Here is an 18,727-nt window from a genome sequence, read left to right on the forward strand (position 1 = left end):
ACTGACTCTAGACCTGTGTTTGAACACGTTCAACGCCGGGGTGGGTGACCGTCGTCACCCGCCGGACCCCCGGTACCAATGCCGTGCCGGCGCACAGCGCCGCCACGGCCAGCGCCGCGGCCGCGAGGGGGATCTCGGGCCCCCACAGCGCGGCGGCGGGCGGCGCGAGCGCGTACCCGAGCGGCATGGCGGCGAGCGAGAGCAGCCAGTCGTACGACGTGACGCGGGCGAGCGCGTGCGGCGGTATGGCCCGCTGGACGGTGGTCTGCCACACCGGCGACAGGAAGCCGAGACCCATGTGGGCGACGCCGTACGCGGCGATGGTCAGCGGCGCGGGCGCCGCCACCGCCAGCGCCACCAGGGGCAGGGCGTACGTGGCGAGGCCCAGGTTCGCCGTCAGCACCGGGCGACGGGGGTGCACGCGCCCCGCCAGCAGCGAGCCGAGGAGCAGTCCGACCGCGCCGGCCTGGAGGAACGCCACCCAGGTGCCGGCGCCTCCCAGCCGGGTCAGTGCGACGGCCGGTCCCAGGGTCATGAGTACCGCGGCCGCGCCGTTCCAGGCGGCGTGCGCCACCAGGCTGGTCCAGTACCAGTCACGACTCCGCACCTCCTGCCACCCCTCCCGCAGATCCGCCAGGAACGGCCGCCGCCCCACCGGTACGTGGGCGACGCGTACGGCGGCGAGCAGCGCGGCGCTGGCCGCGAACGTCGCGGCGTCCAGGACGAACGCCCAGCCAGGGCCGCTGGTGAGGACGAGCAGCCCGGCGAGGGCGGGCCCGCCCAGGCGGGCGACGCTTCCCGCCACTCCCATGGCGGCGTTGGCGCGCGCCAGGCCGTCCGGCGGGACGGTCCCCGTGACCAGCGGCGAGGTCGTCGGCATCGCGAACGCTCCGGCCGCGCCGCCCACCGCCCCGGCGGCGGCGATGACCCACAGGGTGGGCCGGCCGCTGAGCAGTTCGACGCCGACGAGGAGTTGGGCGGCGCAGCGTACGAGATCGGTGGTGAGTGCGACGGTGCGGGCGTTGAACCGGTCGCCCACCACGCCACCCAAAGGCAGCAGGAGCAGCTTGGGCACCATCGCGCAGGCGAGGACGAGCGCGAGCGCGGAGGTGGAGCCGGTCGCCTGGTGGACGGCGATGGTGAGGGCGGCCGGGATGACGGCGTCGCCGACGAAGGACAGGGCTCGTCCGGCGAAGAGCAGGCGGAAGGGGCGCGTCCTCAGGGGATGCGGCGGATGCGGGGTGTGCGGCATGAACGGGAAAGTACTTCGGTACCGAATAATTCGCCACCGAAATACCGATGCCGCATCGTACGATCACCGCATGGAGCCGACGAACCGCGAGGAAGCCCCGGCCTCCGGCCCCGGCCGCGACTGGACCGACGCGCACGTGGCACGGTGGCTGCCCGTGCTCCCCGGCCTGGACCCGGACATCGAGGGCGCGGTCACGCGGATGGCGAAGCTCTCCGTCCATCTGCGCCGCGTGCGCGAGCAGTCGCTCATCGACTTCGGCCTGGAGCGCCACGAGTTCGACACCCTGCACAAGCTCGCCGGCCGCGGGGGCAGTGCCGCGCCCTCCGAGCTCGCCGCCGACCTGGACCTCGCGCCCGCCTCCGTCACCGGCCGCCTCGACATCCTCGAACGCCGCGGCCTCATCCGGCGGACCCCCTCCACCACCGATCGCCGCCGCGTCGTCGCCGAGCTCACCGCCGAAGGGCGCGCGACCTGGCGGGGTGCGATGGACGTGGTGGGCCACGAGGAGTACCGGCTGCTCGGCGTGCTCAGCGAGGAGGAGCGTGCCGGCCTCAACGCCATGCTGCGGCGGATCATGCTCCTCGCCGAACAGCCGCATCCCGAAAAGGGCGAGGCGGCGGCCCGGGAACCCAAGGCCCCCGGGCCGCCGCCTCCCTGAGCCTCCTAGTCCGAGACGGTGATCGCCTGCACCGGGCAGGCGCGGGCCGCCTCACGGACCAGGGGCTCGCCGGCGCCGTCCTCGGCGCCCGGCATCAGTTCGCCGAAGCCGTCGTCGTCCTGGGTGAAGACGCGTGGCACCGTCAGCGCGCACTGGCCCGCTCCGATGCAGACGTCCTTGTCGATGGAAATTCGCATACCGGACATCAACTCACCAGGTCACGGGGAGTTCCAGCATCCCCTGGATCGTGTCGCCCGGCTTGAACGGGATCTCCTCCGCCGGTGCCGCCAGCCGCAGCCCCGGCAGCCGGTCGAAGAGGGAGGCCAGCGCGATCTCCATCTCCGCCCGCGCCAGGTTCTGCCCCAGGCACTGGTGGATGCCGAAACCGAAGGCCACGTGGTGGCGGGCCGAGCGGTGCCAGTCCAGCGCGTCCGGGTCGGCGTACGCCGCCGTGTCGCGGTTGATGACGGACGTGGAGAAGACCACGCCGTCGTTCGCCCGGATGGTCACCCCGTCGACGTCGATGTCCTCCGTGGCCACCCGCAGCATCCCGTCCGCGATCGACAGGAACCGCAGCAGCTCCTCCACGGCCGCCGGCATCAGACCCGGGTCGGCCTTCAGCTCGGCCAGCTGCTCCGGGTGCCGCAGCAGCGTGTACGTGCCCAGCGAGATCATGTTCGCCGTGGTCTCGTGACCGGCGATGAGCAGGATCGAGGCCAGCTCGACGACCTGCTGCTTGTCGAGGTGCCCCGCCGCGAGCTGCTGCGCGACCAGGTCGTCCAGCACGCCGTCCCCGGGATTGGCGCGTTTGTGGTCAACCAGATCGCCGAGGTAGCCCTCCAGCAGGTCGCGGGCCTCCACCGTGTCCTCGCCCGTCGGGCCCCGCAGGAGCCGGCGCGACTGGGCCTCGAAGAACTCGTGGTCGGCGTACGGCACCCCGAGCAGATCGCAGATCACGATGGACGGCACCGGCAGCGCGAACGCCGACACCAGCTCGGCGGGCGGCCCCTGCTCCACCATCGCGTCGAGCAGCTCGTCCACGGTCCGCTGGATGCGCGGCCGCAGATCCGTCGTCCGCTTGAGCGAGAAGCTGGGGATCAGCATCCGCCGCTGGACGTTGTGCTCCGGGTCGTCGTACCCCAGCAGCGCCGCGCGGCGCCGGTCCCGTACGGCGGCGAAGCGTTCCGTCGGTATCGGGAACGCCTTGTGCGTGGAGTCGGTCGACAGGCGCTGGTCGGTCAGCAGCCTGCGCGCGGCGGTGTGTCCGGTGACGACCCACACCGAGCGGCCGTCGTAGAGCGTGACCCGGGACAGCGGCCGCGCCTCGCGCAGCGGGTCGTAGGCGGTGGGCGGGTGGTAGGGGCACGTGCGGTCCTGAGGGAACGCGACGGTTTCCGTCATGGTGGCCTCACAAGCGGGTATCGGCGCGGAGCGGTCGTGCTCCGTGCCGATCTCCACTACATGCCCGAGGCACCTAATTGGTCTACGCGCAGTTCGGCCAAACCACCGGAACGGACGAAGGCCCGTCCCCGTACGCGTCCACGTACGGAAACGGGCCTTTCGCCACCTACGGAATCTCGGAGATCAGTAGCGGCGCGTGATCAGCGCGCGCTTGACTTCCTGGATCGCCTTGGTGATCTCGATACCGCGCGGGCAGGCCTCCGTGCAGTTGAACGTGGTGCGGCAGCGCCACACACCGTCCTTGTCGTTGAGGATCTCCAGCCGCTGCTCCCCGGCCTCGTCACGCGAGTCGAAGATGAAGCGGTGCGCGTTGACGATCGCGGCCGGACCGAAGTACTGGCCGTCGTTCCAGAACACCGGGCAGGACGACGTGCACGCGGCGCACAGGATGCACTTGGTGGTGTCGTCGAACCGCTCGCGGTCCTCGGCGGACTGGATCCGCTCACGCGTCGGCTCGTTGCCCTTGGTGATCAGGAACGGCATCACGTCGCGGTACGCCTGGAAGAACGGCTCCATGTCCACGACCAGGTCCTTGAGGACCGTCAGGCCCTTGATGGCCTCGATCGTGATGGGCTTCTCCGGGTTGATGTCCTTGATCAGCGTCTTGCAGGCGAGCCTGTTCTTGCCGTTGATCCGCATCGCGTCGGAGCCGCAGATGCCGTGCGCGCAGGAGCGCCGGAAGGTGAGCGAGCCGTCGACGTCCCACTTGATCTTGTGGAGACCGTCGAGCACGCGCTCCTTCGGGTCGATCTCGATCTGGAAGTCCTGCCACTGCGCCTCGTCGGAGATCTCCGGGTTGAAGCGGCGGATCCGGAAGGTGACCGTGATGTACGGCGAGGCGGCCGACTTGGCCACCGCCTCGGCCTTGTCCATGACGGGGGTAGCCATCAGTACTTACGCTCCATCGGCTGGTAGCGGGTCTGGACGACCGGCTTGTAGTCGAGGCGGACGGTCTCGGTGCCGTCGTCGCCGACCTCGCGGTACGCCATGGTGTGGCGCATGAAGTTGACGTCGTCGCGGTTCGGGTAGTCCTCGCGGTAGTGACCGCCGCGCGACTCCTTGCGGGCCAGGGCGGAGACGGCCATGACCTCGGCCAGGTCGAGCAGGTTGCCCAGCTCGATGGCCTCCAGCAGGTCGGTGTTGTACCGCTTGCCCTTGTCCTGGATCGCCACGTTCTTGTACCGCTCGCGCAGCTCCGCGATCTTCTCGACCGCGGTCTTGATCGTCTGCTCGGTGCGGAACACCATCACGTTGGCGTCCATCGTCTCCTGGAGCTCCTTGCGGAGTACGGAGACCCGCTCGGTGCCGGTGGAGTTGCGCAGCCGCTCGACCTGCTCCTGGACGAAGGAGGCGGGGTCCTCCGGCAGCTCGACGTAGTCGGCCTTCGCCGAGTACTCGGCGGCGGCGATGCCGGCCCGCTTGCCGAAGACGTTGATGTCGAGCAGCGAGTTGGTGCCCAGGCGGTTGGCGCCGTGCACCGACACGCACGCGACCTCGCCGGCCGCGTACAGACCCGGCACGACGGTGGTGTTGTCGCTGAGGACCTCACCCATCACGTTGGTCGGGATGCCGCCCATGGCGTAGTGCGCGGTGGGCTGGATCGGGATCGGGTCCGTGTACGGCTCGATGCCGAGGTACGTACGGGCGAACTCGGTGATGTCCGGCAGCTTGGCGTCCAGCTGCTCCGGCGGCAGGTGCGTCAGGTCCAGGAAGACGTGGTCGCCCTCGGGACCGCAGCCGCGGCCCTCGCGGATCTCCGTGTAGATGGACCGGGACACGACGTCGCGCGACGCCAGGTCCTTCATGACGGGCGCGTACTTCTCCATGAAGCGCTCGCCGTCCTTGTTGCGCAGGATGCCGCCCTCACCGCGGGCGCCCTCCGTGAGCAGGATGCCCATGCGCCAGATGCCCGTCGGGTGGAACTGGAAGAACTCCATGTCCTCCAGCGGGATGCCCCGGCGGTAGCAGGCGGCCTGGCCGTCACCGGTCAGGGTGTGCGCGTTGGACGTCACCTTGAAGAACTTGCCGGTGCCGCCGGACGCGTAGATCACGGCCTTCGCCTGGAAGACGTGGATCTCACCGGTGGCCAGCTCGAAGGCGACCACACCGGCGGACTTCTTGACGCCGTCGACCTCGGTGATCAGCTGGTCCAGGACGTAGAACTCGTTGAAGAACTCCACGCCCTCCTTGACGCAGTTCTGGTACAGCGTCTGGAGGATCATGTGGCCGGTGCGGTCCGCGGCGTAGCAGGACCGGCGGACCGGGGCCTCGCCGTGGTTGCGGGAGTGGCCGCCGAAGCGGCGCTGGTCGATGGTGCCGTCCGGCGTCCGGTTGAACGGCAGGCCCATCTTCTCCAGGTCGAGGACGGCGTCGATGGCCTCCTTCGCCAGGATCTCGGCGGCGTCCTGGTCGACCAGGTAGTCACCGCCCTTGACCGTGTCGAAGGTGTGCCACTCCCAGTTGTCCTCCTCCACGTTCGCCAGCGCGGCGGCCATGCCGCCCTGCGCGGCGCCCGTGTGGGAGCGGGTCGGGTAGAGCTTCGTCAGCACGGCGGTACGGCTGCGCTTCGTCGCCTCGATGGCGGCGCGCATGCCCGCGCCGCCGGCGCCGACGATGACGGTGTCGTACTTGTGGATCTTCATGCGGATTTCCTCAGCCCCGTGCCTAGCGGATGTTCGGGTCGAAGGTGAAGATCACCAGCGTGCCCAGAAGGATGGTGAACACCGTGGCGGTGTACAGCAGGCCCTTGAGCCACAGGCGCGTGTTCGGGCGCTCGGCGTAGTCGTTGATGACGGTACGCAGGCCGTTGGCGCCGTGCAGCATCGCCAGCCACAGCATCAGCAGGTCCCAGACCTGCCAGAACGGGGACGCCCAGCGGCCGGCCACGAAGGCGAAGCCGATCTTGGAGACGCCGCCGTCCAGCACGAGCTGGATCAGCAGGTGGCCGATGACGAGGACGACGAGGACCACGCCGGACAGGCGCATGAAGAGCCACGCGGCCATCTCGAAGTTGCCGCGCGTCGACTTCGGCGTCTTCTTGGTGCGCTGGCGCGGCGGCTCGATGAGCGGGGCGGGGTGGTCGACGTCGTAGAGGCTCACGCCCTCGACGGGACCGACCGCGGAAGTGGGGGTGTCAGTGGACATGTCTGGCGTCAGCTCCCGAACAGTTCACGTGCGGCGTGGCCGAGGACGGGGTAGATGGCGCCCGCCATCAGCACCACCCAGACGGCCATCACGGTCCAGAGCATGTGCTTCTGGTAGCGGGTGCCCTTGGACCAGAAGTCCACGGCGATGACGCGGAGACCATTGAGCGCGTGGAAGAGGATGGCCGCGACGAGGCCGTACTCCAGCAGCGCGACGAGCGGCGTCTTGTACGTGGCGACGACATCGTCGTAGGCCTCGGGCGAGACGCGGACGAGAGCGGTGTCCAGTACGTGTACGAACAGGAAGAAGAAAATGAGGACGCCGGTGACTCGATGAGCCACCCACGACCACATGCCTTCCCGGCCGCGGTACAGCGTTCCAGCCGGCACGGAAAAACCCTCCGGGAGCGGGATTGGGGCCGGCCGGCTTCTCTGTCGGTCTGGCCCGGCCGGGTACGGTCCACCGGCCCCGGTCATCGTAGCGACGCTTTGTCGGTTCGCTCGCGCGGGGTCCGCCAGTGTGATCAAACAGGCAATCAAACGAGCACGGACGGGCTACCGGGGCGCCCGGAATCCGCCACAAGGCGGGACAATCTTGCACGAACCAGGCGGCGCAGCTCGTCGGCGGCGACGGCGCGCTCCTCGTCGGGCGCGTGGCCCAGCCGGCAGCGGATCGCGGCCAGCACCTGGTCGACGTGCTCCTCGGGGCGGTACCCGTCGAGGCAGATCACGAAGGCGTGCCCGAAGCGCTGCTCGTACGCGGTGTGCGCGGCCTCCAGCGCGGTGTGCGCGGCCCCGGGCGTGCCGGGCGGGAGCACGGGCGGGGTCTCGTCGGCGAGCGCCTCGTCCAGGTCGGCGGCCGACAGGTCGTACCCGGCCTCGTCGGCGGCGGCGAGCAGCGCGTCGAGCGTGGGGTACGGCCGGTGCGCCGCGACCCGCCGCCCCCAGAGGCGGCTGCCGCAGCAGGCGAGCAGCGCGGCCTCGACGTCACGGGGCGCGGCGGCGTTGAACGCGGCGAGTCCGTCGGCGGCGGGGCGGCCGCGGGGTATGGCGAGGGGGCGTTTCGGGGTGCCTGCGGTGGATTCGGTGGCCATCGTGGGCTCCTCGAACGAGCAGCGGGAGGGGTGTGCGGGGCTGATGTGAGGGGTGGTCACAACGTTACACAGGGTGAGCGGAAGGTGTCCGAGAGATGCAAGAACTTCACCCGGACGGGAGAGTTTCCGTGGAGATGCTGGACGAAAGCGACAGGAGATGGTCGCGTGAGCGGCGTGACTCGGCACCAGACGTGGCACCTGGCGTGGCACTCGACACGGAACTCGGCGCGGAACTCGACGGACGGCTTCGGTGACGGCGCGGACGGTGGTCCGACCGCCGCCCGCCCCGGCGGACGCCCGCCCCGGCGCCGGGCCCCGCGGTGGACCGGCGGGCTGGCCGGCCTGGTCGCGGTGTCGCTCGCCCTCGGGGGGTGCGCGGACGGCGACGGCGGGCCCGCCGCCACCACCGGGGCCACCCGCGCGCAGCCGGGCACCACGACGCCCGGGCAGCCCAGGACTCCGTCCCCGACCCCCAGCCCCACCCGCAGCTTCCCGCTCTCCTCCGAGCCTCGTACCATCCCCGCCGTACGCGACCACGAGCCCGCCCGCGGCCCCGGCTGGAAGCCCCGCTCCGGCACCGCGGTCGTCCTCGCCAAGGGCAGCGGCGCCCTCGCCGACGAAGGGCGCCTCCTCGCCCGCGAGCTCAAGGCGGCCTACCGGGGCGAGACGGCGGCCCGCGCCGGGGACGTCGAGCTGGCGCTGCGCACCGGGCAGAGCGGCGGCGCCGAGTCGTACACGCTCACCGCGCGCGACGACCGCGTACGCATCAGCGGCCCCGACGAGGCGGGCGTCTTCTACGGCACGCGGACCCTGAAGCAGGCCCTGCGCTCCGGCGGCGCCGTGCCGGAGGGCGTCATCCGCGACCGGCCCGGCAAGCCGCAGCGCGGCCTCATGGTCGACATCGCCCGCAAGCACTTCAGCGCCGCGTGGATCGAGGCGCGGCTGCGCGAGATGGCCGACCTGAAGCTGAACCAGCTGGGCCTGCACTTCTCCGACGACCAGGCCTTCCGCATCGAGTCGTCCTCGCACCCCGAGGTGGTCGCCCGCGAGCACCTCACCAAGGCCGAGGTGCGGCGGATCGTTTCCCTCGCCCGGAGCCTGCACATCGAGGTCGTGCCCGAGATCGACTCGCCCGGCCACCTCGGCGCGGTCATCGCCGCGCACCCCTCGCTCCAGCTGCGCAGCGCGGCGGGCTCCGCGCCGCGCGGCGCGGTAGACATCGCCAACCCGGCCGCCGCCCGCATCGTCGACGAACTGCTGCGCGAGTACGCGGAGCTGTTCCCGGGCGCGTACTGGCACCTCGGCGCCGACGAGTACGTGGCGCTCATGGCCCGCGACCCCGAGGCGTCGTACCCGGGCCTCGCCGCCGAGGCCCGCCGCAAGTACGGCGCGAACGCCCGCGTGCAGGACCTCGCCACCGGCTGGCTCAACGACCGGGCGGCGGTGGTGCGGCCCACGGGCAAGCGGATGCGCGCGTGGAACGACGGGTTCTTCCGGGGCGGCGTGGTGACGCCCGCCAAAGACGTCGACGTCGCCTACTGGACGGGCAAGGAGATCGGCGCGCGGCCGCCGGTCGAGTACCTCCAGGAGGGCCGCCGGCTGATCAACTACAACGACGAGTACCTGTACTACGTCCTCGGCGAGCCGAACCAGTTCACGTACCCCACCGGCAGCCGCATCTACCAGGAGTGGACCCCGCTCGTCGTCCGCGGCACCAGCCCCGTCCCGGCGCGCTACTCGGGCCAGATCCTCGGCGGCAGCTTCGCCATCTGGTGCGACCTCGCGAACGCCCAGACCGCCGACCAGGTGGCGGCCGGCATCCGCATGCCGCTGCGCGCGACCGCCCAGAAGCTCTGGGACCCGGACAAGCCCCCGCTGACCTGGGAGGCGTTCAGGAACCTGGCGGGGAGGCTGGGCTGACGGAGCCTTGAGGGGCCGCGGTGCCGAGTGGTTGCGGAAACGATCTTGCCCGTGCACCGCGAGTGACGAATTCCGGACGGGCGGCGCAGATAGGGGAGTACCGCGAACGCGACGGGAGACGACCCCCATGACCCTGAGCCCGAGCCTGAGCCTGGTGGACCTGATATCGCGCGCCGACGAGCGCGGGCTCGCCGCGTCCGCGCTGGCCTGCCTCGACCGCTGCGTGCCCCTCCTCGACCCGCCGCCCGCCGCCGAGGTCCTCCGCTCGCTGTGGGCCGCGGTCGCGCGCGGGGAGGACGGCTGGGAGCGCCGGCTCGCCGAGGCCCGGCAGGCCGTGGCGGAGGACGGCGACCCGACGGACGCGACCGGCGCGGTCGTACGGACGATGCTCGACGAAGCGCCCTCCGCGTGGGCCCGGACGCCGCTCCACGCCTGGGCCGACGCCTGCTCCCGCACGGCGCTCGCCCTCCACCAGGACCTGGAGCCCACCTCCACCGGCGCGCCGGACCGCTACCGCGCGGGCGAGACCGGCGGCGCCGGACCCCTGGTCAGCGGCGAACTGCGCCGCCAGGCAAGAGTCCTGGAGCTCCTCGCGACCGCCGGCCCGGGCGGCCTGCGCCTAGCCCGGGACATCTCCGCCGAAGGGCAGCGCGTACTGCGCGCGGTCGTCTCCCGGCGCGCACGGACCGCGTAGAAATCCCTTGAGCCGGGCAACTCTTTGGCCGCATGGTGAGTCTTCTGGGTGATCACACGGTGATCGCACTGACGAGGAGATCATCATTACAGGCATACGCAAGACCCTGACCGCCACCGCCGTCGTCACCGCCGTGCTGGCGGGCGCGGCCGCCTGCGGAACGGTGGAGCAGCTCTCCGCCGGACAGAAGCTCGACAAGGCCTTCGAGAAGCTCGGCAAGGAGAAGTCCCTCTCCTTCGAGCTCGACCTGGACGCCGACGCCGCCACCCTGAAGGAGATGGACAAGTCCTCCGACCCCGAGCCCGGTGAGGAACTGCCCGACGAGGCGGCGAAGCTGTTCAGCGGCGCGAAGATCTCGGTGACCATCGAGTCGAAGAAGCCGCTGGCCGAGTCCGAGGACGAGAAGGACCTCGTCGGCATGGCCATGAAGGTCACCAACCCGGACGGCGACCTCGTCGAGTACCGGCTCGTCGGCGACTACATCTACCTCCGCAGCGACACGAAGGCCCTCGCGAAGGCCTTCGACGCGCCCCTGCCGAACGCCGACGAGCTGCCCCCGGAGGCCGGGGCGCTCAAGCAGGCGCTCGAGGGCAAGTGGGTGAAGATCAACAAGGCGGAGATGGAGAAGGCGCAGTCCGAGATGAACCCGGACACGGCCGGCAAGCCCTCCCCGCAGCCCTCCCTCGACGCCAAGACGCAGGAGAAGCTCCTCGACGCCCTGCGCAAGGTCTTCGCCCGCGACGTCGACTTCAAGGCCTCCGGCGAGAAGGACGGCACCGAGCACATCACCGCCGTCGCGCCCTTCCGCACGCTGGTCACCGACCTCGTCAACCAGGTCCGCAAGTTCGAGAAGGACCTGCCGCCGGGCATGCAGGAGATGCCGACGGACAAGGAGCTCAAGGAGATCCCGAACCAGCAGGTGTCGGCCGACTTCACGCTCAAGAACGGCGACCTGACCGAGGTGTACGTCGACCTCGCCAAGCTCGCGGAGAACGCCAAGGTCAAGAAGTTCGGCCTGGTGCTCAAGATGAGCTCGGGCGAGAAGCCGACCGCTCCCGCCGGAGCCACCGAGCTGAAGCTCGACGAGATGATGGGCGGCCTCCTCGGCGGCATGCAGGAGGACGAGGAGTTCCCGGGGGCGGAGTTCCCGGAGGAGGACGGCTTCGCGTCCGAGGAGCTTCCCGCGGACGCCGCGTAGTCCCTTCGATGAGGGGGACCCGTCGTACAGGAGAGGGCAGGCCCTGTACGGCGGGAGGTGCGCGGATGGCGCGGCATCGGCGACTGGATCCCGTGGAGATCGTCGTCCGGGTCGGTGACACCGACCCGGACACGGGCGGGAACGAAGAGGCGTACCAGGAGTGGGTGTACCGCGCCCGCGAGGCCGGCTGGGAGGTGACGGAGTCCACCGGCTTCCGCGAGCCGCGCGACGGCGGCACGGAGTGCGGCCTCGTCGACGTCGAGGGCCTCGCGTACCGCGTCCACTACGGGCTCAGGGTGCGCGTGGACCTCGGCGAGGGCGCGCCGGTGCTCGGGTACGCGGCGTGGGCGGAGCCCGTACCGGGCGACGACTGACCCGTACAGCGCGTAACTGTACGAGCGCGAAGAGTGGACGCCGGGCGACGCGGGCTGTGAGCATGGGGGACTCACACGGGGTGGAACCGCGAACGACCCGGGGGTCACCGGATGACAGAGAGCACCACCGAACCCGCCGAACGGTCCGAGAGTCTCAAGACCTTCGGCGCCGTACTCCAGGCCTTCCGCGAGAACAAGGGCTACACGCAGGAGTCGCTGGCGCCCCTGCTGGGCTACTCGGTGCACTACTTGGCCTCCGTCGAGCAGGGCAGACGCTTCCCGACCCGGCAGTTCGTGGAGAAGGTCGAGGAGGTCCTGGACGCCTTCGGCGCGCTGCGCAAGGCGTACCGGCACCTCACCCGGAAGCCGGGGCTCGCGGTCTGGTTCCACAAGTGGGCGCTGCTGGAGGCGTCGGCGCTGAGCCTGGACACGTACGAACCGAGGGTCGTGCCGGGTCTGTTGCAGACGGAGGCGTACGCGCGGGTGCTGTTCCAGGGGCAGCTGCCGCCGCTGAGCGACGAGCAGATCGAGGCGCAGCTCGAAGCGCGACAGGACCGTCAACGGCTGCTGCGGGAGCGGCCGAACACGGCGTACAGCTTCATCATCGAGGAGCATCTGTTCCGGCACGAGGTGGGCGGGGCGGAGGTGACGCGGGAGCTCCTGGACCACGTGCTGGAGGTCATGGAGCTGCGGAACGTGGACGTGCAGGTGCTGCCGCTGAATCGGGGCCACCATGCGGCGCTGCATGGGCCCATCCAGCTGGCGGAGACGCCGGAGCACCAGTGGCTCGCCTACCTGGAGGGCCACGAGCACGGGCAGTTCGTCTCCGAGACCAAAACGATCAGCGTGCTTCAGATGCGCTATGGGAAACTGCGGTCGCAGGCCCTCACGCCCGAGGACTCCAAGGGTCTGTTGTCGCGACTGCGAGGAGCGCTATGAGCACCACCGAACTGGTCTGGTTCAAGAGCAGCTACAGCACCGGGTCGGGCGACAGCTGCGTCGAAGTCGCCCTCTCCTGGCACAAGTCGAGCTACAGCGGCGGTGACGGCGACAGCTGCGTCGAGGTCGCCGCCTGCCCCTCCACCATCCACGTCCGTGACTCCAAGGTCCCCGCCGGGCCCCAGCTCGCGCTGACGCCCGGCGCGTGGTCCTCGTTCGTCTCATACGCCACGACCTGTTGACGTAACAGCGCGCCGCGAGCGGCTCAGTTCGTGGCGCGCGTACGGGGCTCGAAGCCGATGTAGTCCAGCGGGTCCTCGTCCGGTCGCCCGAGGCCGGGCAGGCCCTCCGTACGGAAGCGGCCGCGCAGCCACTCCAGCAGGACCCCGGTGAGCGTGCCGGGCAACGGCGGGCCCTGCCGGGCGTGGCGCGGGACGACGATCAGCGGCCAGTCGTCCGGCGAGGCGCCCTCGGTGAGCCAGCACAGCTGGTCGCCGTCGATGGAGTTCGCGAACGACAGGAAGCCGCCCGGCTCCGGCCAGACCCTCAGCGGGTTGAACTCCGGGTACCGCTCCCGGTGGCCCCGGTAGGTGTCGTGGTACCACTCCGCCCACGGCGCCAGGTCGTACTGGTCCGTCCCGAGCGGGACGCTGAAGCGGAGCCACTCCGTCCAGCAGCCGGCCCCGTACGTCTCCATGAGCTGCACGTACTCCGTGGGCAGCCGCGTCCCGAGGCGTTCGTACAGCCACTCCCAGGTGTGGTCACCGAGGAACGGCGTGGCCGGAGGCGGTACGAGGGCGGTCAGGGTCTCCAGGCCCGCGCCCTGCGCGAGCGCCGCGCGTTGCTCCGGCGTCGGCGTCGGCGCCGGGCGCGGGGGCGGCGGGGTCCACGGGGCGGGGTCGAGCTCCGTGAGGTAGGCCGTGCGCGCGAGCGACGGCCGCAGCCCCTCGGCGACGAGACGCTCCAGGGCGGGCAGCAGCGGCGTGTCGAACCGGACCCAGGAGCCCGCGTCCCGGCGCAGCACCACGACCGGCCACGCGTCGGGGTCGTCGGACGAGGTCGTGTCCCAGTACAGGACGTCCGAGGTCCGCGTCTCGGCGAAGGGCAGCACGCCCGGCGCTTCCCGGCGCTCCTCCTCCAGCCAGCGCCCGTAGTCGTACCAGGCCTGATCGCCCGTGGGAGCGCACGGCACGTGCAGCCACAGGTGCTCGCCGATGTCCAGCGGACCGTAGGCGGAGGCGATGGCCTTGTAGTCGGCGGGCAGGCGCAGCCCGAGCCAGGATTCGACCGCCGCCCAGGCGATGGCGACGGGGGTGCCGTCCTGCGGCGGAGGGCCGAAGAGACGGGCGAAGCGCGAGACGTGGGAGTCCGGTGACGTCATGGCTGCGCAGACTCCTCCCGCGCGCGAACGGTTGTACGTGGGGCCGCTGTGACACTTCCGGGCGCGCGCACGCAGAGCTAGGAGGGGGAACGGTCGGCACGAAGAGGGAAGTGTGGGGGCGTACGACGCGGACGACGCGGAGCTCGGCGCCGCAGTCGAGCGCGCCCAGCGCGGCGACGAGGACGCGTTCGCCCGGGCGTACCGGCTGGTCCACCCGGGCCTGCTCGGCTACGTGCGCGGGCTCGTCGGCGACGACGCCGAGGACGTTTCCGCCGAGGCCTGGCTGGAGATCGCCCGCGACCTGGGACGGTTCCGTGGTGACGGCGCCGGGTTCCGGGGCTGGACCGCGACGATCGCCCGCCACCGGGCGCTCGACCACCTGCGCAAGCAGCGGCGCAGCCCTCGCACGACGCTGATCGAGCAGGACGTACTGGACATGCCGGGCGGCCAGGACACGGCCGCCTCGGCGCTGGAGTCCCTGTCGACCGAGCAGGCGCTCGCGCTGATCCGCGGCTTGCCGCGCGAGCAGGCGGAAGCGGTGCTGCTGCGGGTCGTCGTGGGACTGGACGGGCCCGCGACCGCGCGGGTCCTGGGTAAACGCCCCGGAGCGGTGCGCACCGCCGCGTACCGAGGGCTGCGGAGACTCGCCGGGCGACTGGCGCAGGGCGGAGCAAGGGGATGAGACGGCAACCGGACGAGTCGCCGGAGGCGGCGGCAGCGCTGTGGGCGGCTGCCATGAGAGGTGACGACACCGTCGATCCGGTCCGGGAGGAGCAGGCGCTCGCGGCCTTCCGCGCGGCGCGTGACGCGGGCGGCCACGCCCACGCTCACGGCGTACGCCGGGCCCGGCGGCGTGACGACTGGCGGCCGGGCGGCGCCGAGCTGCGGCGCCGTCGTTCGCTGCGGGCGGCGGCCATGGGACTGGCGGCGACGGTGCTGCTGGGCGGGGTCGCGGTGGCCGCGCAGACCGGCGCGATCCCGACCCCCTTCGGCGGCGGCGGTGACGGCGACGGCGGCCGGGGCGGCTCCGTGCCCCGGCCCTCGACGGCGCCGACGGCCCCGCCCGATGTGCCCGCCTCGCCGGTCACGGAGCAGGAGTCCGGGCGGTCGGCCGCGTCGCCCACGCCTTCGGCGCGTACGCCGGAGGCGCCGAGCCCCGGCAGGACGGTCACGGACGCGGAGGGCGAGGAGCGGCCCGCGACGGGCGGCGACGAGCGGAAGGCGGGGCCGCCGAAGTCGGGGACCGGTGCCGGAGCCGGTACCGGGTCCGAGGCGAATCCGGCCAAGGGTGCCGCGAGCGGCGGTGGCGGGACCGGCGGTGAGACCGGCGGTGACAGCGGCGGCGAGGGCCGCGGCGGCGGAAAGCCGGCGGGCGGAGGGAAGCGGCCGTGACCGCGGGCAGGGCGCCGGGGGCGGCGGTGACGTCGGCTTCAGGAAAGCGACCGGGGCCGCCACCCCCCACAGGAGAGGCCCCGGTCGCCGTCCACGGGTCCGCAGTACGGCCCCGTACTCCTATCAGCGCCACGCGTGCGTTTTCTGTCACACCTCGGTCTGTCAGTGTGATGTTGCAGGCTGTACAAGACATGGACGTGAAGCCGCAGGACCACGTAGCGTGCTGCTGCGCGCTGGGCGGAGCGGCGGTGGTGGCCGGCCGCGAAGACGAACGGGTTGTGGGAGTGCTGGGGGACGACGCGGAGCTGACCGCCGCGGTGCTCGCGGCGCAGGACGGGGACGAGGACGCCTTCCGGACTGTGTACCGCGCCGTGCACCCGCGGCTGCTCGGCTATATACGCACGCTGGTGGGCGAGGCGGAGGCGGAGGACGTCGCCTCCGAGTCCTGGCTCCAGATCGCGCGCGACCTCGACCGGTTCAGCGGCGACGCCGACCGCTTCCGCGGCTGGGCGGCGCGCATCGCCCGCAACCGCGCGCTCGACCACCTGCGGATGCGGGGCCGGCGCCCCGCCGTCGGCGGTGACGAAACGGAACTCACCGACAAGCCGGCCGAGTCCGACACCGCGGACGAGGCCATGGAATCCCTCGCCACCGGCCACACCATGCACCTCATTTCCCAGCTCCCCCAGGACCAGGCCGAGGCCGTCATCCTGCGGGTCGTCGTCGGGCTGGACGCCAAGAGCGCCGCCAAGACCCTCGGCAAGCGCCCCGGCGCCGTCCGCACCGCCGCCCACCGCGGACTCAAGCGGCTGGCGGAGCTGATGGGCGCGGACGCGGCGGCGCCGCTGGGTGCCGTGCCGCCCCAACCGGGGCCGCACCGCGGGTCGGTGGCGCGTACGGGTGTGACGCAATGGCGCTCGCGGACGCAGAAGGACATGTGATGGCCGACGAGCGGGATGAGTGGCTCGATCAGGATGCGGCGGAGCGGCTGCTGCGTGGCGAACCGGTCGACCCTGTCGACGATCACGCGCGCGAGCAGGCCCGACGGCTGACCGCGGCGCTGGAGGCGATGCGGGCCGAGATGGCCGCCCCGGCGCCCCCGGCGGCGCTCCCCGGTGAGGAAGCGGCGCTCGCCGCGTTCCGCGAGGCCCGGGCGGCGAAGTCCGCCGGCGCGTCCGCCGCGCTGTCGTCCCCCTCCGCCAAGGGCGTAGGCGGCGACCTCGGGGCCGTACGGCTCAGGGCGGCGCCGCCGCGCGACCAGGTGCGGGGCCGCTGGACGCGGCCGCTGCGCTGGGGGCTGGCCGCGTCGGTGGCCGGGCTGGCCGTCGGCGGTGTGGCCGTCGCCGCGAGCACCGGCGTACTGCCCGTCCTGGGTGACGACCACGAGCCGCTGCCCGCCTCCTCGTCCGCCTCGGCCGCGGCGACGCCCGGACCGCTGGTCTCCTCCGACGCGTCGGAGGACGGCGGCGGTACGAGCGCGGGGGCGGGCTCGGGCGCGGCGACGCCGGGCACACCCGCCGATCCGAGCGGCACGCCGCCGTCCCCGGGCGAGACGCCCCCGCCGTCGCTGCCGGGGTCACCGGCCCCGGAAGGGCCCGGCACGGGCCGCGACAACGTTTCCGCGGGCAGCGGCGACGGGTCCGGGCCCGGCGGCGCCGAGCCGGGCACCGGAATTCCGGACGTCGGTGGTACGACCGGTACGGGCGGCGGGAGCGGCAGCTGGTACGCGCGCACCGCGCAGGCGTGCCACGACTACCGCCAGGGCCGCCTCGACAACGACAAGCGCCGGTACCTGGAGCTCGCGGCCAAGGGCGACACCGTCAAGAAGTTCTGCGACAAGGTGCTGGGCACCGACACGCGCAGCCGCGAGGGCGGGACGACCGGCGGCGACGCCGAGGACGGCGGCGACAGCGACCGCGGCGGCGGGTCCGGTGGGTCCGGCGGCGGTCAGGGCGGGAAGAACGGCGGCGGTACGGGCGGTGGCGCCGGTACCGGCGCTGGAGGCGGTGGCGGCGGCAAGGGCCGCGCGGCCGCACCCGGCACACCCTTCCCGGCGATCCCGTTGTTCCCCGTGACGGTGCCCGCTCCCGCCCTCTGACCGCCTCTGACCTGCGTTTTTAAAAAAGTTCGGCGTGGGTGTGACGTTTTCGCGCCGCCTGGCGCAGTACTAAGTGAGCCGACTGGTCATCGGCAGCGCTAAACGAGCCGGGGTTCCCCCCGTACCTACGGCTCAGCGCACATGGCGCGGGCGGGACACGTTCCCCCGGTCCCGCCCGCGCCCTCTCTCCCTCAGACCCTCCCGCTCCCGCTCACCAGTGGACGACGACCTTGTCGCCGACCTTCACCTGGTCGAAGAGCGCCGCGATCTTCCCCTTGTCCCGGACGTTGACGCAGCCGTGCGAGGCCCCGTTGTAGCCGCGCGCCGCGAAGTCCGAGGAGTAGTGCACCGCCTGGCCGCCGCTGAAGAACATCGCGTACGGCATCGGCGTGTGGTAGATCGTCGACTCCCAGTCCTTCGCCTTCCAGCCGACGCTGAACGTGCCCTCGCGGGTCGGCGTGTTCTCCGAGCCGAAGCGGACGTCCATCGCCGAGACCACCTTGCCGTCGATCATCCAGGCGAGGGTCCGGCTCTCCTTGCTGATGCACAGCACCCGGCCGGTCATGCAGCGGGCGTCCGGCGCGTCCAGCTCGTTCGTGGTCGGCGGGCGCAGCTCGGCGGCCGTCGGCTTGCGCGTCTGGGCGACGAGCCTGCTCCAGGTGGTCTCGTCGACCGAGCCGGTGGCGGGCAGGCCGGCCTTCCGCTGGAAGGACGAGACCGCCTTGGCGGTCATCGAGCCGTAGAAGGACGTGGGGCTCCGGTCGAAGTGCCCGGCCTGGCGCAGACGCGCCTGCAACTCCCGGACCTGCTCGTTCTCCGTGCCCTCCGCCATGAGCGCCTTGGGCTTCGGTGCCGCCGTCACCGGTGAGGCGGAGGGCGAGGGCGAAGACGGCGCGGAGGGAGACGCCGACGAAGGCGCGGCTGACGAAGGAGCCACCGGCGTCGACGGTGTCGCCGACGACGACGGCGCGGCCGCGCCCACGGCCTGGGCCGTACACCCGCCGGCGGCGAGAGCGACGGCGGTGACGGCTGCCAAGGACGGCAGGACTCTGCGTATGACGGACGTGCGGTGCATGGAAGCCCCCCGGAGATACGACGTGTACCTACTTGATGCTTCCCAGGC

21 protein-coding genes are annotated in these 18,727 nt (G+C 72.0%); 11 read left to right on the forward strand and 10 right to left on the reverse strand.

All coding sequences use genetic code 11. The features are described 5' to 3' along the window. Nucleotides 1–7 precede the first annotated feature (7 nt). Nucleotides 8–1,252 carry an MFS transporter gene (locus tag ACIRNI_RS09240; protein ID WP_403549737.1) on the reverse strand — a complete coding sequence of 415 codons (1,245 nt, stop codon included), beginning with the start codon at nt 1,250–1,252 and terminating at the stop codon, nt 8–10. Nucleotides 1,253–1,322: 70 nt separating this feature from the next. On the opposite strand from ACIRNI_RS09240, the gene ACIRNI_RS09245 reads away from it, so the two are divergent. Then, the gene (locus tag ACIRNI_RS09245; RefSeq protein WP_403549739.1) at nt 1,323–1,910 is read left to right on the forward strand and encodes a MarR family winged helix-turn-helix transcriptional regulator; all 588 of its coding nucleotides are present in this window, start codon (nt 1,323–1,325) and stop codon (nt 1,908–1,910) included. Between the two features lie 5 nt (nt 1,911–1,915). On the opposite strand, the gene ACIRNI_RS09250 is transcribed toward ACIRNI_RS09245, so the two are convergent. The 7 genes from ACIRNI_RS09250 to ACIRNI_RS09280 form a co-directional block, all read right to left on the reverse strand. Then, nucleotides 1,916–2,107 carry a ferredoxin gene (locus ACIRNI_RS09250; RefSeq protein WP_355363816.1) on the reverse strand — a complete coding sequence of 64 codons (192 nt, stop codon included), beginning with the start codon at nt 2,105–2,107 and terminating at the stop codon, nt 1,916–1,918. Between the two features lie 13 nt (nt 2,108–2,120). Continuing rightward, complete coding sequence (locus ACIRNI_RS09255; protein ID WP_403549741.1) at nt 2,121–3,311, reverse strand: cytochrome P450; 1,191 nt, start codon at nt 3,309–3,311, stop codon at nt 2,121–2,123. 183 nt (nt 3,312–3,494) lie between these two features. After that, nucleotides 3,495–4,259, reverse strand: coding sequence for a succinate dehydrogenase iron-sulfur subunit (locus ACIRNI_RS09260; protein ID WP_403549743.1), 765 nt, complete (start codon nt 4,257–4,259; stop codon nt 3,495–3,497). Beyond that, nucleotides 4,259–6,013, reverse strand: a complete 1,755-nt coding sequence (gene sdhA / locus ACIRNI_RS09265) for a succinate dehydrogenase flavoprotein subunit (RefSeq protein WP_403549745.1) — start codon at nt 6,011–6,013, stop codon at nt 4,259–4,261. The genes ACIRNI_RS09260 and sdhA overlap by 1 nt, the downstream gene beginning before the upstream one ends. A 22-nt stretch (nt 6,014–6,035) precedes the next feature. After that, nucleotides 6,036–6,515 (reverse strand): succinate dehydrogenase hydrophobic membrane anchor subunit, encoded by a 480-nt coding sequence (locus ACIRNI_RS09270; RefSeq protein ID WP_355363804.1) that lies wholly within the window; start codon nt 6,513–6,515, stop codon nt 6,036–6,038. An 8-nt stretch (nt 6,516–6,523) separates the two neighbouring features. Continuing rightward, complete coding sequence (sdhC, locus tag ACIRNI_RS09275) at nt 6,524–6,904, reverse strand: succinate dehydrogenase, cytochrome b556 subunit (RefSeq protein ID WP_355363801.1); 381 nt, start codon at nt 6,902–6,904, stop codon at nt 6,524–6,526. A gap of 146 nt (nt 6,905–7,050) precedes the next feature. After that, on the reverse strand, nt 7,051–7,608 hold the full coding sequence (locus tag ACIRNI_RS09280) for a 2-oxo-4-hydroxy-4-carboxy-5-ureidoimidazoline decarboxylase (RefSeq protein ID WP_403549748.1): 558 nt from the start codon (nt 7,606–7,608) through the stop codon (nt 7,051–7,053). Between the two features lie 333 nt (nt 7,609–7,941). On the opposite strand from ACIRNI_RS09280, the gene ACIRNI_RS09285 reads away from it, so the two are divergent. The 6 genes from ACIRNI_RS09285 to ACIRNI_RS09310 all read left to right on the forward strand — a co-directional run bounded on the left by ACIRNI_RS09285 (nt 7,942) and on the right by ACIRNI_RS09310 (nt 12,975). Next, nucleotides 7,942–9,528, forward strand: coding sequence for a glycoside hydrolase family 20 protein (locus ACIRNI_RS09285; protein ID WP_403549891.1), 1,587 nt, complete (start codon nt 7,942–7,944; stop codon nt 9,526–9,528). Between the two features lie 127 nt (nt 9,529–9,655). Next, nucleotides 9,656–10,222 carry a hypothetical protein gene (locus ACIRNI_RS09290; protein ID WP_403549750.1) on the forward strand — a complete coding sequence of 189 codons (567 nt, stop codon included), beginning with the start codon at nt 9,656–9,658 and terminating at the stop codon, nt 10,220–10,222. Nucleotides 10,223–10,355: 133 nt separating this feature from the next. Beyond that, complete coding sequence (locus ACIRNI_RS09295) at nt 10,356–11,420, forward strand: hypothetical protein (RefSeq protein WP_403549751.1); 1,065 nt, start codon at nt 10,356–10,358, stop codon at nt 11,418–11,420. A gap of 65 nt (nt 11,421–11,485) precedes the next feature. After that, nucleotides 11,486–11,794: a hypothetical protein gene (locus tag ACIRNI_RS09300; protein ID WP_403549753.1), complete on the forward strand. Its 309-nt coding sequence runs from the start codon at nt 11,486–11,488 to the stop codon at nt 11,792–11,794. A gap of 111 nt (nt 11,795–11,905) precedes the next feature. Next, a complete protein-coding gene (locus ACIRNI_RS09305) occupies nt 11,906–12,733 on the forward strand; it encodes a Scr1 family TA system antitoxin-like transcriptional regulator (protein ID WP_403549754.1) in 828 nt (275 codons plus the stop codon). After that, nucleotides 12,730–12,975 carry a DUF397 domain-containing protein gene (locus ACIRNI_RS09310; RefSeq protein ID WP_403549756.1) on the forward strand — a complete coding sequence of 82 codons (246 nt, stop codon included), beginning with the start codon at nt 12,730–12,732 and terminating at the stop codon, nt 12,973–12,975. Before ACIRNI_RS09305 ends, ACIRNI_RS09310 begins: the two co-directional genes overlap by 4 nt. Nucleotides 12,976–12,998: 23 nt before the next feature. On the opposite strand, the gene ACIRNI_RS09315 is transcribed toward ACIRNI_RS09310, so the two are convergent. After that, a complete protein-coding gene (locus tag ACIRNI_RS09315) occupies nt 12,999–14,114 on the reverse strand; it encodes an SMI1/KNR4 family protein (protein WP_403549758.1) in 1,116 nt (371 codons plus the stop codon). 112 nt (nt 14,115–14,226) lie between these two features. Here ACIRNI_RS09315 and ACIRNI_RS09320 point away from each other — a divergent pair, with 112 nt between their 5' ends. From ACIRNI_RS09320 to ACIRNI_RS09335, 4 genes are all read left to right on the forward strand, one after another. After that, nucleotides 14,227–14,796, forward strand: coding sequence for an RNA polymerase sigma factor (locus ACIRNI_RS09320; protein ID WP_403549760.1), 570 nt, complete (start codon nt 14,227–14,229; stop codon nt 14,794–14,796). Continuing rightward, a complete protein-coding gene (locus ACIRNI_RS09325) occupies nt 14,793–15,506 on the forward strand; it encodes a hypothetical protein (RefSeq protein WP_403549762.1) in 714 nt (237 codons plus the stop codon). The genes ACIRNI_RS09320 and ACIRNI_RS09325 overlap by 4 nt, the downstream gene beginning before the upstream one ends. 284 nt (nt 15,507–15,790) lie before the next feature. Further along, entirely contained in the window at nt 15,791–16,447 is a 657-nt protein-coding gene (locus tag ACIRNI_RS09330; protein WP_403549893.1) for an RNA polymerase sigma factor, read from the forward strand. After that, a complete protein-coding gene (locus ACIRNI_RS09335; RefSeq protein ID WP_403549764.1) occupies nt 16,447–17,604 on the forward strand; it encodes a hypothetical protein in 1,158 nt (385 codons plus the stop codon). Before ACIRNI_RS09330 ends, ACIRNI_RS09335 begins: the two co-directional genes overlap by 1 nt. Nucleotides 17,605–17,815: 211 nt before the next feature. Here the strand turns inward: ACIRNI_RS09335 and ACIRNI_RS09340 are convergent, their stop codons facing one another. After that, nucleotides 17,816–18,679, reverse strand: coding sequence for a L,D-transpeptidase family protein (locus tag ACIRNI_RS09340; protein ID WP_403549765.1), 864 nt, complete (start codon nt 18,677–18,679; stop codon nt 17,816–17,818). Nucleotides 18,680–18,727 lie beyond the last annotated feature (48 nt).

Origin of the sequence: Streptomyces sp. NPDC093546, from assembly GCF_044765045.1 — a bacterium.
Taxonomy (GTDB): Bacteria; Actinomycetota; Actinomycetes; order Streptomycetales; family Streptomycetaceae; genus Streptomyces.